The sequence below is a fragment of the Nesterenkonia alba DSM 19423 genome (assembly GCF_000421745.1).
Taxonomy (GTDB): Bacteria; Actinomycetota; Actinomycetes; order Actinomycetales; family Micrococcaceae; genus Nesterenkonia; species Nesterenkonia alba.
Genome location: NZ_ATXP01000004.1, coordinates 119,654 through 134,294 on the forward strand (window position 1 = coordinate 119,654; position 14,641 = coordinate 134,294).

The 14,641-nt window shown below is 63.1% G+C and carries 15 protein-coding genes; 7 read left to right on the top strand and 8 right to left on the bottom strand.

Features of this window, described 5'->3' with window-relative positions; all coding sequences use genetic code 11:
• Positions 1-18: 18 nt before the first annotated feature.
• The gene (locus tag H578_RS0104620; RefSeq protein ID WP_033420270.1) at positions 19-1,074 is read right to left on the bottom strand and encodes a threonine aldolase family protein; all 1,056 of its coding nucleotides are present in this window, start codon (positions 1,072-1,074) and stop codon (positions 19-21) included.
• A gap of 2 nt (positions 1,075-1,076) precedes the next feature.
• Positions 1,077-1,550, bottom strand: a complete 474-nt coding sequence (gene msrB, locus H578_RS13330) for a peptide-methionine (R)-S-oxide reductase MsrB (RefSeq protein WP_022872534.1) — start codon at positions 1,548-1,550, stop codon at positions 1,077-1,079.
• A gap of 46 nt (positions 1,551-1,596) precedes the next feature.
• Here msrB and H578_RS13335 point away from each other — a divergent pair, with 46 nt between their 5' ends.
• A complete protein-coding gene (locus tag H578_RS13335; protein ID WP_022872535.1) occupies positions 1,597-3,015 on the top strand; it encodes an alpha/beta hydrolase family protein in 1,419 nt (472 codons plus the stop codon).
• On the opposite strand, the gene H578_RS0104635 is transcribed toward H578_RS13335, so the two are convergent.
• Positions 2,969-3,430: a SufE family protein gene (locus H578_RS0104635; RefSeq protein ID WP_022872536.1), complete on the bottom strand. Its 462-nt coding sequence runs from the start codon at positions 3,428-3,430 to the stop codon at positions 2,969-2,971. The genes H578_RS13335 and H578_RS0104635 overlap by 47 nt on opposite strands.
• A 160-nt stretch (positions 3,431-3,590) precedes the next feature.
• Positions 3,591-4,484, bottom strand: a complete 894-nt coding sequence (locus tag H578_RS0104640; protein WP_022872537.1) for a sulfurtransferase — start codon at positions 4,482-4,484, stop codon at positions 3,591-3,593.
• A 187-nt stretch (positions 4,485-4,671) separates the two neighbouring features.
• Here H578_RS0104640 and zapE point away from each other — a divergent pair, with 187 nt between their 5' ends.
• The 3 genes from zapE (at position 4,672) to gndA (ending at position 8,323) form a co-directional block, all read left to right on the top strand.
• Positions 4,672-5,724 (top strand): cell division protein ZapE, encoded by a 1,053-nt coding sequence (zapE, locus tag H578_RS0104645; RefSeq protein WP_022872538.1) that lies wholly within the window; start codon positions 4,672-4,674, stop codon positions 5,722-5,724.
• Positions 5,725-5,802: 78 nt separating this feature from the next.
• Positions 5,803-6,735: a polyphosphate kinase 2 gene (gene ppk2 / locus H578_RS0104650; protein ID WP_022872539.1), complete on the top strand. Its 933-nt coding sequence runs from the start codon at positions 5,803-5,805 to the stop codon at positions 6,733-6,735.
• A 127-nt stretch (positions 6,736-6,862) separates the two neighbouring features.
• A complete protein-coding gene (gene gndA / locus H578_RS0104655; RefSeq protein ID WP_022872540.1) occupies positions 6,863-8,323 on the top strand; it encodes an NADP-dependent phosphogluconate dehydrogenase in 1,461 nt (486 codons plus the stop codon).
• Positions 8,324-8,464: 141 nt separating this feature from the next.
• On the opposite strand, the gene epsC is transcribed toward gndA, so the two are convergent.
• From epsC to msrA, 3 genes are all read right to left on the bottom strand, one after another.
• Positions 8,465-9,052: a serine O-acetyltransferase EpsC gene (epsC, locus tag H578_RS0104660; RefSeq protein WP_022872541.1), complete on the bottom strand. Its 588-nt coding sequence runs from the start codon at positions 9,050-9,052 to the stop codon at positions 8,465-8,467.
• Between the two features lie 83 nt (positions 9,053-9,135).
• Entirely contained in the window at positions 9,136-10,068 is a 933-nt protein-coding gene (gene cysK / locus H578_RS0104665; protein WP_022872542.1) for a cysteine synthase A, read from the bottom strand.
• A 54-nt stretch (positions 10,069-10,122) separates the two neighbouring features.
• Positions 10,123-10,686: a peptide-methionine (S)-S-oxide reductase MsrA gene (msrA, locus tag H578_RS0104670; protein WP_022872543.1), complete on the bottom strand. Its 564-nt coding sequence runs from the start codon at positions 10,684-10,686 to the stop codon at positions 10,123-10,125.
• 139 nt (positions 10,687-10,825) lie between these two features.
• On the opposite strand from msrA, the gene H578_RS0104675 reads away from it, so the two are divergent.
• Genes H578_RS0104675 through H578_RS13340 form a run of 3 tightly spaced genes read left to right on the top strand, consistent with a single transcriptional unit; the run spans position 10,826 to position 13,813 of the window.
• Positions 10,826-12,421: a threonine/serine exporter family protein gene (locus H578_RS0104675; RefSeq protein WP_022872544.1), complete on the top strand. Its 1,596-nt coding sequence runs from the start codon at positions 10,826-10,828 to the stop codon at positions 12,419-12,421.
• Positions 12,422-12,445: 24 nt separating this feature from the next.
• Complete coding sequence (locus H578_RS0104680; protein ID WP_033420271.1) at positions 12,446-13,306, top strand: Nif3-like dinuclear metal center hexameric protein; 861 nt, start codon at positions 12,446-12,448, stop codon at positions 13,304-13,306.
• Between the two features lie 39 nt (positions 13,307-13,345).
• Entirely contained in the window at positions 13,346-13,813 is a 468-nt protein-coding gene (locus H578_RS13340) for a reverse transcriptase-like protein (protein WP_022872546.1), read from the top strand.
• Positions 13,814-13,817: 4 nt separating this feature from the next.
• On the opposite strand, the gene H578_RS0104690 is transcribed toward H578_RS13340, so the two are convergent.
• A complete protein-coding gene (locus tag H578_RS0104690; protein ID WP_028463944.1) occupies positions 13,818-14,582 on the bottom strand; it encodes a YaaA family protein in 765 nt (254 codons plus the stop codon).
• Between the last annotated feature and the right edge of the window lie 59 nt (positions 14,583-14,641).

Below are 14,641 nucleotides of genomic sequence, written 5' to 3' on the forward strand. Positions count from 1 at the left end.
GATGCCGGGCGGTGGATATTAGGTGCCCGCTGCGACGGCGATGAGCCGGTCGATCTCCTCGCCGGTGGTGGCGAAACTGCACATCAGCCGCAGGACTGGCTGACCGGAAGCGCTGGTGTCCCAGGTGTGCGCTAGGTACCGCGACTGAATTCGTTCGGCGACTTCGGTGGGGACTTCGGGGAACACCGCGTTCACCGAGGGCGGGTTCACTTTCACCCCCGGCACCTGACGGAGTCGCTCGGCCAGCAAGGCCGCCATCTCATTGGCGTGGGTGGCGTGGCGATGCCATAGGTCGGTGCCGAACAGGGCTAGCAGCTGTGCGGAGAGGAACCGCTGCTTCGATGCCAGTTGCATGGAGAACTTACGAATGTAGTCGGCCCCGGCGACCCGCTCCGGGTTGACCACGACGACCGCTTCAGCGGCCAGTGCGCCGTTTTTAGTGGCACCTAGGCTCAGGATGTCCACCCCGCAGGCTGCGGTGGTATCCGCCAGGGAGCAATCCAGGGCTGCGGCAGCATTCGACAGGCGGGAGCCATCGACATGCACTGCGAGTCCGGCGGCGTGGGCGACATCGGCGATACTGCGGATCTCATCCGGGGTGTACACGGTACCGAGTTCAGTTGACTGGGTCACGGTGACCGCCAGCGGTTGTGCGGCGTGGACAAACCCCTGCACCCCCAGTTCCTCGGTGATGTCCTCAGGGGCGAGTTTGCCCTCGGAACTGGGGCGGGGTAGTAGTTTCATCGCTCCGAGCCGCTCCGGTGCGGCACCCTCATCATTGTTGACGTGCGCCTGCGCAGAACAGATCGCAGCACCCCACCGGGGGAGTACCGCTTGCAGTGCGACCACATTGGCGCCGGTGCCGTTGAACACCGGGTAGATCTCCGCCTGGGGACCGAACTCTTGCTGAGCCCATTGCTGCAGTTGGGTGGACTCGGCATCAGCTCCATAGGGCAGGGCTGAGCCATGGTTGGCACGCTCCACGGCGTCCAGGATTTCCGGGCTGATTCCGGCGACGTTATCGGAGGCGAAGGAGGGGTCCAGATCCGCTCCGGTATGGCGTTGTTTCCCCACGCTCACTGCTCCCTAGCTTCTTCGTTGTTGGCTGATTCATCCTGAGACTGGATTGCTTCCCTCGTGGATGGTTCGCCGGGGTTCACCTCGCTGTGGGCTGGTTCGAACCGCATGGATACCGAGTTGATGCAGTACCGCAGGTCTGTCGGGGTGTTGAAGCCCTCACCTTCGAAGACGTGTCCCAAATGGGACTCGCAGGAACCGCAGCGGACCTCGATGCGTTCCATGCCCATGGAGGTGTCTTTTAAGTAGGTGACATTGGACCCCTCGGCCGGCTGATAAAAGCTGGGCCAGCCACATCGGGAGTCGAATTTGGTCTCTGACTCGAAGAGTTTGGCCCCGCAGGCCCGGCAGTAGTAGGTCCCCGGTTCCTTCGTGTCCCAGTACTCCCCGGTGTAGGGCCGCTCAGTGCCGCCTTCACGCAGGACGTGGTACTCGAAATCGGTTAGCTTCTGACGCCACGGATCGTCACTCATGCCATCTATCTCATCACGGGACCGGGTTGATGCGTAATCTAGTGGCATGAGGCTCATCAGACGCGATGACGCACCGGCCACCCTGCTGCGCAGCCTCCGCCGCGCTGGGGATCTCGCCGAACTTGGACAGGTCCAGGCTGGTCGACAGGCCCAGAACGTGATCCGGCGGATCCGGCGGGAACCGGAGCCGACCCCCTGGGTGCGGGCTGCGGCCTCCGGGGCTGTGGTGGGTCTGGGTGCAGGCCTGACACTGACTGCCGTGGCTTCGGCTGTGGCCGGGTACTTCGCCCGGGTGGTGGTGACTCCCGTGAAGGAACGGGTGGAGAACCTTGAGATCCTCGCCGTGGTTTCTGGTTCTGACGGTGATGAGGTGATCCTCCCGGCTACGGATGAAACCGTCGTTGACGGCACCTATGGGCTCTACTTCCACGGTGGACAGGGCTTCGCCCGCATCGGAGACATCACCAGTTTCTCACCGCGTGATGGCACGTTGGCCCGGCGTATCGAGTACGTCACCGGCGGGGACCTACGAACTGCTGTACGGGGGTGGTGGTCATCGGTGACCTATCAGAGCCCGGCCGACCTCGGACTGGAGTTTGACGATGTCCTCATCGACCTACCCGGCGGTCCCGCCCCGGCCTGGCATGTGCCCCCGGCAGATTCCACTGGGCCGCTGGCGAGGCAAGGTATCTGGGCGATCATGGTCCACGGTCGGGGAGGGGCACGGACTGAAGGGCTCAAAGCCCTTGGCGCGGCCCAGCGGCTGGGGATCGACTCGCTGCTGATCTCTTACCGTAATGATGGTGAGGCTCCGCCCGCCCCAGATGGTCGCTATGGTTTGGGTATTACCGAGTGGGAGGATGTCGAAGCCGCGATCCGTTACGCCTTGGAACAGGGCGCTGAGGACATTGTGCTCTTCGGCTGGTCGATGGGAGGGGCCATCGCATTGCAAACTGTGGACCGGTCTCCGCTCTCGGCTCGGGTGCGCGGATTGGTGCTCACCGGTCCCGTCATCGACTGGATTGATGTGCTGGCCTACCAGGCCCGTGCTCTGCGTATCCCCGAGCCGGTGGGCCGGATGACCCGCTGGTTCATTTCTCACCGGGCGGGGCGCCGAGTCACCGGTTTGGCCTCCCCGGTGGATCTGAAAGTGCTCAACTGGATAAGCCGCTCTGAGCAGCTACGGCACCGCACACTGATCCTGCACAGTATTGACGACGACGTCGTCCCCTACGGTCCCAGCCGGGACCTTGCTGAGATGAATGAGCGGGTCACGTTTGTGCCGTTCACCCGCGCCAAACACGTCAAAGAGTGGAACCACAAGCCCGAACGCTGGGACGAACACGTCGAGCAGTGGATGGTGGATCTTTTTGCCGCCCCGGCACCGGGTCAGACCGGTGCGATCGACCTTGAGGCGATCAGTGCGGCGTCGTCTGCTGCAGGTGATCCCGCACGTTCCGCTTGATGCGGGCCAGCATCGCGCGGATACCGCGTAGTCGCAGAGGAGTGATCGTCCGGGCCAGCCCGAGCCGGTCGGCCAGGTCGTCGGGCACGGCGAGGATCTCCTCGTACGTCAGGCCGTTGAGGCCCTGATGCACGATGGAGGCGAAGCCCCGGGTCGTGGGGGCTTCCGCGGGGGCTGCCAGGACCAGCTGGGCAGTACGGGAGGCGTCATCGTACTCCACGGTGAGGAACAGCGGAGTCTGGCACTCCTCGACCTGTTCCATCTCACCAAGCCGGTCCTGGTACTGCTCGGGGACATCCGGCAGTTCGTTGGCAAACTCGAGTAACAGTTCCAGGCGCTGGCGGTCTTCGACCGCTTGGAACTCATCGACGATCTCCTGCAGAGACGCCGGCATCTTCTGTTCAGTATTAGTCATCAGTGTCAAGAGTATGTGAGCGAAGACGGAGGGAAAACCCGGAGGATTCCTTGTGGGAGCGCGTTAACCCTGCCGAGCTACAGTGTCAACGAGCTCGGCAGGGTTAACGGCGAGTGAAGGAGGAGGGTTTTCCCGGAGGCTTCGCGCCGTCGCCTCACGATTATTTGGCGGGGACTTCGCCCTTCTCGGTGCCGGTCACGATGGGCAGACGCACCGCGTTGCCCCATTCGGTCCACGAGCCATCGTAGTTACGGACCTTGTCGTAGCCCAGCAGGTGCTTGAGCACGAACCAGGTGTGGGAGGAACGCTCACCGATACGGCAGTAGGCGATGACCTCATCGGCCTCTCCGACGCCGGCTTCCTCCTTGTAGATTTTCTCCAACTCTTCACGGGACTTGAAGGTGCCATCCTCATTAGCGGCCTTGGCCCACGGCACAGACGCGGCGGTGGGGATATGCCCACCACGCAGGGCACCCTCTTTGTCCTCGAAACCGGGAGCGGAGGTCACTTCACCGGAGTACTCGGCGGGGGAGCGGACATCGACCAGCGGGCCCTTGCCCAGGTGCTCCAGGACGTCCTCGCGGAAGGCGCGCCAGGCATCGTCCTCGCGCTTGGCCGGTACCGGGTAGTCGGTGGGAGTCGGGCTGGGAACCTCAGTGGTCAGCTCGCGACCCTCGTCAACCCACTTCTGCCGGCCACCGTCGACCAGTCGAAGATCCTTGTGACCGAACAGCGTGAACACCCAGAGGGCGTATGCGGCCCACCAGTTGGACTTATCACCGTAGAAAACCACGGTGGTCTCCGGAGTGATGCCCTTGGCGGAGGCAAACGCGGCGAACTGCTCCTCGTTGATGAAGTCACGGGTGACCGGGTCGTTGAGGTCGGTGTGCCAGTCAATCTTTTGGGCACCGGGAATGTGGCCGGTCTCGTAGAGGAGTACATCCTCGTTTGACTCCAGCAGGACGACGTTATCGTCATCCTTGTGCTCGGCGACCCAGTCGGTGGAGACCAGAGCGTCCGGGTTGGCGTACTGGGAGAAGTCCTTGTCGGCCATGGAAGATTCCGCCTTTCTCGCGTGCGTGCAGTGACAAAAGCTTTGTCGTTGACCACACTAGTCGGCTCAGCGCTTCGGGTGAAGGGTTCAACGTCACGAATCGTCATATGTTCACCCAATGTTCAGTTGCCGCTGGGTGGGGTGCCGGCTGCGCTACCTGGTACAGCCGCTCGGTACAGTGGAGCCTATGCCCACCGCCGAGCCGCTTTCCCAGCGAACCCCCCAGGTCGGCGTCGACGACCTCCTGGGGTCGCTGTCGCCTTCATTCCGGTTCTCCGAGGTTTCCTTTGACAGTTATATCCCCGATCCGGGACATCCTTCACAGGCCGAAGCGGTCGAGGTGCTGCGTGGTTTCGCCGAGAATGTCAACGGTGCTGGTCAGGGATCAGGCGGATTCTTCAGCAAGCTGTTTGGCCGCGGGGCTGAGGATTCCGCGCCGCAGGGGATCTACCTCGACGGCGGGTTCGGTGTGGGCAAGACACACCTGCTCGCCTCGCTGTACCACGCCTGCCAGGGACCGAAGGCCTTTGGGACCTTTGTGGAGTACACCAACCTCGTGGGGGCGTTGAGCTTTCGCAAGACGGTCGATGTTCTCAGTGGTTACCGGCTGGTGTGTATTGACGAGTTCGAGCTCGACGACGCCGGGGACACGACCCTGATGTCCCGCCTATTGCGGGAGCTTTCCGATGCCGGAGTGAAGCTCGCTGCGACGTCGAACACCCTGCCGGGCTCCCTGGGGGAGGGGCGGTTTGCCGCCAGCGACTTCAAGCGGGAGATTCAGGTGCTGGCCGATCAGTTCCGGGTGGTCCGCATCGATGGTGAGGACTATCGCCACCGCGGACTGCCCGAAGCCCCTCCGCCTCTGGAGTCAGCCGCGGTGGAGGGCTTTGCACAGGAGCACTATGGGGACCGGACTGTCGTCGTCGACGATTTCGGACCGCTGTGTGAGCATCTGTCCCAGGTCCATCCCAGCCGATACCGGCGGCTCATCGAGGGGGTGGATGTGCTGGCCATCAAGGATGTTGACACGATCGATTCCCAGGCGCTGGCGCTGCGGTTCGTGGTACTGGCCGACCGGCTTTACGACCAGGATGTCAAGATCGTTGCCTCCGGGGTGCCCTTCGATCAGCTTTTCACCGAGGAGATGATGGCCGGTGGGTACATGAAGAAGTACTACCGAGCGGTTTCTCGCCTCACGGCCCTGGCTCGCGCCGGGCAGATGGGAGAGCAAGCCCTGTAAGTGACCAGTTCATCCGGCGTTAACCGCTGGGTGCTTGGATATTCGGCGGTAGCCGGAGACCTGGAGAAAGGCGGCACGATGGCGCAGAAGGAACCCTGGGAAGGACTCGAACCCGGCAGACCGCGGCAGAATCTGCGTGAGTTCATCGACCAGCTGCGTGCCGGGGGTTACACCGTGGCCGATGGGCACACTCCGGATCCGGATCTCATCGATCCTCAAGGCAATGCGGTGGAGACCTGGCAGGAGAATTACCCCTACGATTACCGCCTGGATCGGGAATTCTACGAGCTGGAGAAGTATCACCTACAGGTCGAGTTGCTGAAGTTTCAGTACTGGGCTGAAGACTACGGGCTCAAACATGTCATTGTGTTCGAGGGTCGGGACGCCGCAGGCAAGGGCGGAACCATCAAGCGGTTCACCGAGCACCTCAACCCCCGTACTGCGCGCGTGGTGGCCCTGGCCAAGCCATCCGACCGGGAGCAGGGTCAGTGGTATTTCCAGCGTTATATCTATCACCTGCCGACCGCCGGGGAGATGGTGCTGTTCGATCGCTCCTGGTATAACCGCGCCGGGGTGGAACGGGTCATGGGGTTCTGCTCTGATGCGGAGTACGAGGTCTTTATGAAACAGGCTCCGGTCTTCGAGCAGATGCTGATTGATGCAGGCATCCACTTAACGAAGTTCTGGTTCTCTGTGACGCAGAAGGAACAGCGCACCCGTTTTGCCATCCGGCAGATTGATCCGGTCCGGCAGTGGAAGCTTTCGCCCATGGATTTGGAGTCTCTGGACCGGTGGGAGGCCTACACCGAGGCTAAGGAGGAGATGTTCCGCCGCACGGACACCGACCACGCCCCGTGGATCACCATCAAATCCAATGATAAGAAGCGGGCCCGGCTCAACGCCATGCGGTATTTCCTCTCCCAGTTTGAATATGAGGGGAAGGACCACGAGATCGTTGGCGAACCGGATCCGCTCATCGTCCAGCGTGGCCGCGAAGCCGTAGGGGACTAGCCGCGCGAGTGGTCGGTTTCTCACGTGGGCACAGCAGCCTGGTGAGTTTTCGGCACTGTGTCCGTCATCGCCCGGGGATAGGATGAGGTCGGCAACGACGACGACCACTCACTTTAGAGGAGAGACATTGGGCGCTGATATTGGTGTGACCGGACTAGCCGTGATGGGGGCCAACCTCGCACGGAACTTCGCACGCAACGGGTACACCGTGGCGTTGCACAACCGGTCCGTGGCGCGCACTGACTCGTTGGTCAATACCTACGGTCATGAGGGCCAGTTCGTCCGTACCGAGTCTCTTGCGGAACTGGTGGAGGCTCTGGATCGCCCCCGGCGGGTGCTCATTATGGTTAAGGCCGGGGCCCCGGTAGATGCGGTGATTGAGGACCTCGTGCCGCTTCTTGATGAAGGCGACATCATCATCGATGCCGGTAACTCTTTTTACGAGGAGACTCGTCGTCGTGAGGAGGCACTGCGCCAGAAGGGGCTGCACTTTGTCGGCGTCGGGGTCTCCGGTGGTGAAGAAGGGGCGTTGTGGGGACCGTCCATCATGCCGGGTGGGTCCCGGGAGTCTTATCAGACGCTGGGCCCAATGCTGGAGTCCATCGCTGCGGATTATCACGGGGAGCCCTGCTGTGCCTGGGTGGGGACCGATGGCGCCGGGCACTACGTGAAGATGGTGCACAACGGTATCGAGTATGCCGATATGCAGGTCATCGGCGAGGCCTATGACTTGATGCGTTCCCTGGCGGGTCTTGAGCCTCAAGAGCAGGCGGGGGTGTTCCGGGAATGGAATTCGACGGCGTTGGCCTCGTACCTGATTGAGATCACCTCCGAGGTGTTGGATCAGGAGGATGAGCTGACTGGGCGTCCTTTGGTGGATGTCATTGTCGATGCGGCTGGTCAGAAGGGGACTGGCCGGTGGACGGCAATTTCCGGGCTGGAGGTGGGTTCTCCGGTGACCACGATCGCTGAGTCAGTCTTTGCTCGTTCGATCTCTTCGCAGCGTTCGGTCCGCGAGGTCACCTCCCAGGTCTTTGAAGCTGGAATCAATGAGGCGGTCACCGCTGAGGAGCTTTATGCATCCGGGGATGCACGGCAGGACTTTGTGGAGGACATCCGCAAGGCGCTGTATGCCTCTAAGTTGGTCTCCTATGCGCAGGGGTTCGACATGCTCAGCGCGGCCGGGCAGGAGTTCGGTTGGGATCTGAACATGCGTACTATCGCTTCTCTGTGGCGTGCTGGTTGTATCATCCGGGCGGATCTGCTCGATACGATCATGCGAGCCTATGACGCTCCGGCGGCGGATCAGCCGCGTAACCTGCTGCTGGCCCCGGAGTTCACTGAGGCGCTGGCTGAGTGTCTGCCGTCCTGGAGAAGAGTCGTTGCCGCGGCGGCAACCTATGGGGTGCCGGCCCCGGTGTTCTCCTCAGCCCTGGCCTACTACGACTCTCTGCGGGCTGAGCGGCTACCGGCGGCCCTCACCCAGGGCCTGCGCGACTACTTCGGCGCCCACACGTATCAGCGCATCGACAAGCCCGGGACGTTCCATATTCGGTGGAGTGAGGATCGTACTGAGGCTGAGGTGTAGGCTTTCGGTCCTTGAGGCGTGAAGGCCGCGGCGGCTGTACGCGGCCGAGAGGCGTGCGGGCTTTGCCCGCCGCCGGGACCAGCGCCGCAAGCGCGGGACGTTCCATATTCGGTGGAGTGAGGATCGTACTGAGGCTGAGGTTTAGATGAAGAGGGCGGGGTCGAGGGCGTAGTGGGCGGGGTCCACAAGCGGCTTGTGCTCTTCTTCCCGGCGTTTGCGATCCTTGGCTGGTACTCCGATGAGCACCGAGTGGGCGGGTGCGGACTTCACGACCACGGCGTTGGCTCCTACAGCGGAGTGTTCGCCGATCTCGACGGGGCCGAGTACTTTGGCGCCGGCTCCTACGGTGACTCCGTCACCGAGGGTGGGGTGACGTTTGGTCTGCTCCAGGGAGGTGCCGCCGAGGGTGACCCCTTGGTAGAGCATGCAGTCATCGCCGATTTCTGTGGTTTCCCCGATGACCACGCCCATGCCGTGGTCGATGAAGAATCGCCGGCCGATCGTCGCGCCGGGGTGGATTTCGATGCCGGTCAGCCCCCGGGCCACTTGAGAAAGCACTCGGGCGGGGGTTTTGAGGGGTTTGACCTGCCACATCTTGTGAGCCACCCGGTGGGCCCAGATGGCGTGGAGTCCGGAGTAGGCCAGGACGATCTCCGCATTGCTGCGGGCGGCCGGGTCGTGTTCTCGGGCGGCGGTGATGTCCTCACGGAGTCGGGAGATGAATCCCACAGTTGGCGCCTTTCAGCTGAAGGGGTGCGTCGGGGTGGCGAGCCCGGGGGTGATGGTGGTGTTCCCGGGCTCGCCGGCGGTGTTTAGCCGCGGATGTCTTCGTAGAGCAGGGTGGAGATGTAGCGCTCCCCGAAGTCTGCGGCGATGGTGACGATGAGTTTGTCGCGCATATCTTCACGGGCGGCGACTTCGAGGGCGGCAGCGACGTTCGCTCCGGTGGAGAGTCCGCCGAGGATTCCTTCTTTGGTGCCGAGTTCCCTGGCGGTGGAGATAGCGGTCTCCAGTTTGGCTTGGACGACTTCGTCGTAGATGTCGGTGTCGAGCACTTCGGGGATGAAGTTCGGTCCGATGCCTTGGATCTTGTGCGGTCCTGCGGCCCCTCCGGAGAGGATCGGAGAGTCTTCGGGTTCGACGGCGACCAGGCGAACTTCTGGCTTGCGTTCGCGTAGCTTCCGTCCGGCACCGGTGATGGTGCCGCCGGTGCCGATGCCGGCGACGAGTACGTCAACGGCACCGTCGGTGTCCTGGAAGATTTCCTCACCGGTGGTGGCATAGTGGACTTGAGGGTTGGCCTCATTGGCGAACTGCCGGGCCCAGATGGCGTTCTCGGTCTCTTCGACGATCTGCTTGGCTTGTTCCACGGCGCCGCGCATGCCTTCGGAACCGGGGGTCAGTACGATCTCAGCACCGTAGGCGCGCAGCATGACCCGACGCTCGGTGGACATGGTCTCCGGCATGGTGAGTACCACGCGGTAGCCACGGGCGGCTCCCACCATGGCCAGGGCGATGCCGGTGTTGCCGGAGGTACCTTCGACGATGGTGCCGCCGGGTTTGAGTACGCCTGCCTCTTCGGCGGCGTCGATGATGGCCGCACCGATGCGGTCCTTCACCGAGGATGCGGGGGAGTAGAACTCCAGTTTCACCGCCACATTGCCCGGCAGGCCCTCATCGAGTCGGTTGAGTTTGACCAGGGGGGTGCCACCAATAGCTTCAGTGATGTTGTTCAGCAGGGGCATGACGTGCCTTTCGGTCGCGGTGGATGCGTGTCGATGTCACTGTATCGAGGCCGCTCAGACAGGGGTGTCTTGCTTTACCCACTGTGACCAGTGGGCGCGCAGCTGAGCGATTTTAGGGTCGATGATGAATTGGCAATACCCCACCTCCGGGCGCCGGGAGTGGAAGTCCTGGTGTTCGGCTTCTGCCTCGTGGACTGTACCTAGGGGCTCTAAGGTGGTGACGATCGGTCTGGCGAAGTGTTCTTGTGCCTGTTCGATGGCTGCAGCGAATTCACCGCGCTCGTCTTCTGATGAGTAGAACATCGCGGAACGGTATTGGGTGCCGACGTCGTAACCCTGCCGGTTGAGGGATGTGGGGTCGTGGGTGGAGAAGAAGATCTCGTAGAGCACTTCGGCGGGGAGCACCTGCGGGTCGAAGGTGATTTCCACGGCTTCGGCGTGCCCGGTGGTTCCGGTGCACACTGCCTCATAGGTCGCCGGTCCGTGGCCACCGGTGTAGACGCTGCGTACCCGGTGTACGCCCCGCAGACGCCGGGCGATGGAGTCCAGGCACCAGAAGCATCCGGCGGCCAGCACGACGGTTCGCAGAGGGGTGTGCTCGGAAGGGGCTGTGCTCATGTCCGATGCAACTCACCGAGTCTGCAGTTCATTCCGCATCGGAGGTTCGCAGTGGTTGGTGCTCTGGCTGATGTGTTGAGTCGTTGTGTGGGGCCCGGTGACGTGCGAGGATGGCGCTCTGCCGAACTCTGGAGGGTTCATGACACCTCACTCTTCCAGTGACGAAAATCAGCAGGCTGCGGAGGAGACCGGTACTTCTGAACCGCCGGCCACCACTGAGCCCATCGATCCGGTCATCAGTGCTGCTCCGCCGGCTGCGACCCTGCAGCCGTTGGTTGAGCCCTCAGCCCCGGATCCGGCGACTGGACCGGTGCCCGCTGGTGCACGGCGGCGTCGGGATGTGCGGCATGTTTTCCGTCGGGTGATGCATATCGACTCCACCCAGACCGGACAGATACCGATTATTGATCGACTGACCGGCACCCCCTATGAGAATCCGTACCAGGCTGAGGAGCCCGGTGAGGCCGATGAGCTGGTCACGATCAACTTGGTACTGGACCTGGGGGAGGCGTTGTTCCGGTACGGTGCCGGGGCTCTTGAGGTGGAGACGTCGATCATCGCGGTCTCGGCGGCGTTCGGGATGAAGAACACGGACGTGGACATCACCAATCAGTCGATCATTCTCAACTGGGCACCGGAGGGGAAGGTTCCCTATACCCGGGTGCGGGTGGTGCGGTCGTGGTCGGCGAATTTCCGGGCGTTGTCTGCAGTGCATCAGCTGGTCACCGACATCATTGACGGCCATCTGACCCGCAGTGAGGCTGAGGAGCGGCTGGCGGAGATCACTCGGCAGCGGAAGCCCTATCCTCGGTGGGCGGTGACGCTGGCTGGGGCGCTGTTCGCCGCCTTCTTCTCCAGTTACACCGGCGCCACCCCGCTGGAGGCTCTGCTGGGTTTTGGGGCTACCTTGCTGGTGCTGGTGTTGACCCGGCAGTTGAGCCGGCGGAAGGTCCCGGAGATCTTTGCCCTCGCCGCCGGTGGTTTCACGGCCACCGCTGTGGCCTTAGGCGGGATCGCTGCTGGATTGGATATGACTCCTTCGATGGTGGTCGCCGGTGGGTTGATGATCCTGCTGCCCAGCGTGCGCATTGTCTCGGCTTTGCAGGATGTCATCAATGCTTTCCCTATCACCGCGGCTGGGCGGCTGGTCTCGTCTCTGGTTGCCTTCGCCGGGATGACCGCCGGGATTATGGTCGCGGTAGTCCTCGCCGAAGCCGTGGGGGCACCTCAGGTGGAGATTGCCGAGGGCATCACCCGCCTTTACTCAGCCCCGACACTGGCGCTGCTGGTGTTCTGCTCGGCGGTCAGTGCCGCCGTGGTCGAGCAGGTCCCGTGGAGACTGCTGGCCCCGACCGGGGCGGTCGCCGTGTTGGGATTTTGTGCCTTCTACACCGGGGAGCTGCTGGGTTTAGGGGAGACTTTTACTCCGCTGATCGGCGCCACTGTCATCGGGGCGTTGGCGCGGGTCACCGCCTTGCGTTTCGGTGCACCGCAGCTGGTGGTCGCGGTGCCGGCGATGATGTTCATGCTTCCGGGGCTGCTGATCTTCCGAGGGATGTACCAGCTGGCCATTGAGGATTCGACCTCCCTGATGCTCGCTGGGCTCTTCCAGCAGTTCACCGCTCTCATCATCATTTTGGCGATCGCTTCGGGCATTGTGCTGGGCGATGTCATCATGCGGCCGTTTACTGCGCGGTGGAAGTCGCATGAACGCTTTAAGGCCCGACGTCGGTAGATCCACTGCGGCATACTGGGCACCATGACTTCCGGAACCTCTCCCGCTGTGCCCGCCCTGTCCGAGGTGCTCGACGTCGTCGAAGAGCTGTGGCCGAGCTCTTTGGCTGAGTCCTGGGATGCTGTTGGCCTGGTGGCCGGCCGCAGGGAGGCCGAGGTGTCGACGATCCACTTCGCCGTGGACCCGGTGGCTGAGGTCGTTGAAGAGGCGTGCCGGGCGGGGGCTGATCTCCTCATTACCCACCACCCCTTGTTGCTCCGCGGGGTGACCACCGTGGAGGCTGGGACCTTTAAAGGCGCGGTGATTCACCGCCTCATCGAATCTGGGTGCGCCTTGCTCAGTGCCCACACCAATGGGGACTCGGCGGTCGGTGGGGTCAATGACGTGCTCGCTGAGATCCTGGGGTTGGAAGAGACTACTCCGCTGAAACCGGCGGAGGAGGGACTTAACGAGGAGGGGCTCGGGCGGATCGGTACCCTGCCTCAGGGCACCACGCTGGGAGATTTCGCTGCCACAGTGTTCGGCATTTTGCCTGCAGTGGCCGGCGGTGTGCGAGTGGCCGGGGACCGTGATGCCTTCATCCAGCGTGTGGCCCTCTGCGGTGGGGCCGGTGACTCGCTGCTGCAGACTGCCGCTGAGGCCGGTGCCGATGTGTACATCACCGCGGATCTGCGCCACCACCCGGCCTCTGAGGCGCGGGAAGCCGCCGCTGGGGGCAGGCCCTACCTGATGGATGTCTCCCACTTCGCCTCCGAATGGTTGTGGTTGCCCGCTGCGGCCCAGGCGTTGGACCGTGCTCTGGCTGACCGGGGGTGGCAGGTGGAGGTCGCTGTTTCTGGCATCAATACCGACCCTTGGGATTTCGTCATTACCCCCGGGCATTGATCCCGCACCACCCGGTGCTGGTGCGGTTACAGTGGTCCGGTGACTGATCTGATCGTTGAAGCCGATGGCGGCAGCCGCGGCAATCCAGGAATCGCCGGGGCCGGGGCTCTCGTGAAGGACACCGAGGGGCGAATCCTTGCCGCGGTTGCCGTGCCTCTGGGCCGGGCGAGCAACAATGTCGCCGAGTACACCGGTCTCATCGAGGGGCTCAAGCTTGCCCGGCAGATCGATCCGGCAGCCTCCGTGGAGGTCCGGTTGGATTCCAAACTGGTGGTCGAGCAGATGTCCGGCCGGTGGAAGATCAAACACGAGGACATGAAACGGCTCGCCCACGAGGCATCGCAGATCCTCTCCCCGATGCAGGTCACCTACACCTGGGTGCCGCGCAAGGACAACGGCGCCGCCGACCAGTTGAGCAATGAGGCGATGGACGCCTCGGCTGCTGGTACCGCATGGGATCCGGCCGCTAGCGCTATCCAGCCCAGCACCTCACGCCGCCCGGGCTGAGGTCTCACCCGGAGGCGATCAGATCCAGTTGGTGGGGTTTTCTGCCCTGGGCTGGCCTGAGTTCTACCAGCCAGCGGGTGCAGGCGACGTCGACGACGTCGTCGATCGTCTCCGGGGCAGGCTCAGCCCGCAGCAGCATGCCAGCCAGTTCTCCGCGCGCGGCCTTGGCGAAGTGGGTGACGACCTTGCGTTGGCCATTTTTTTCGGTGAAGTTATTGACCTGTAGAACCCGCTGGGGGTCTCCCGGGAAGGGTTTCTGATACGAGCCTGAACGACAATCCACCAGCAGTTCGCCGGCGAGAGTCTGGTCCAGCGGCGCCGCCAGGTGCTGCTTCCAGAAAGTGCTGAGCCGGCCGAGCTGCGGGAGTGTGATGTCCATGGCGCATCGGTAGGCGGGAATGGGGTCAGTGAATCCGGTCACGCCAAACAGCCCGGAGAAGATGAGTACGTCATCGGCAGCCCGGCGCATCGTTGCTTGGGGCAGTGAGCGTGCCGCCAGTGCTTCATAGAGAACCCCGGTGTAGACCTGCCAGGCCGGTGCCGTGGGGGCAGAAGGCATATCCCGGTTGGCGTGCACCTCCGCCATGGCCCGGGATCCGACCTTGAAGATCTGTTGCGCGTCGGCTCGCGCGCTGGCGGCGATCACCGCATCAAGCGCTGTGCGGCGCGCGTCGGTGAGCTCAGGCAGAGTCAGCGATTCCAGGTCCAGGGGTGTCCCGGCGTCGTCGGGTGTGGTCTTGCCCTCTGAGGGTGGAAGCAGGATTTTCACCTCGGCAGGGTACCAACCGGTGGGAATGGCCGGTGCGGCGTGCCAGTTGTACTGTGGAG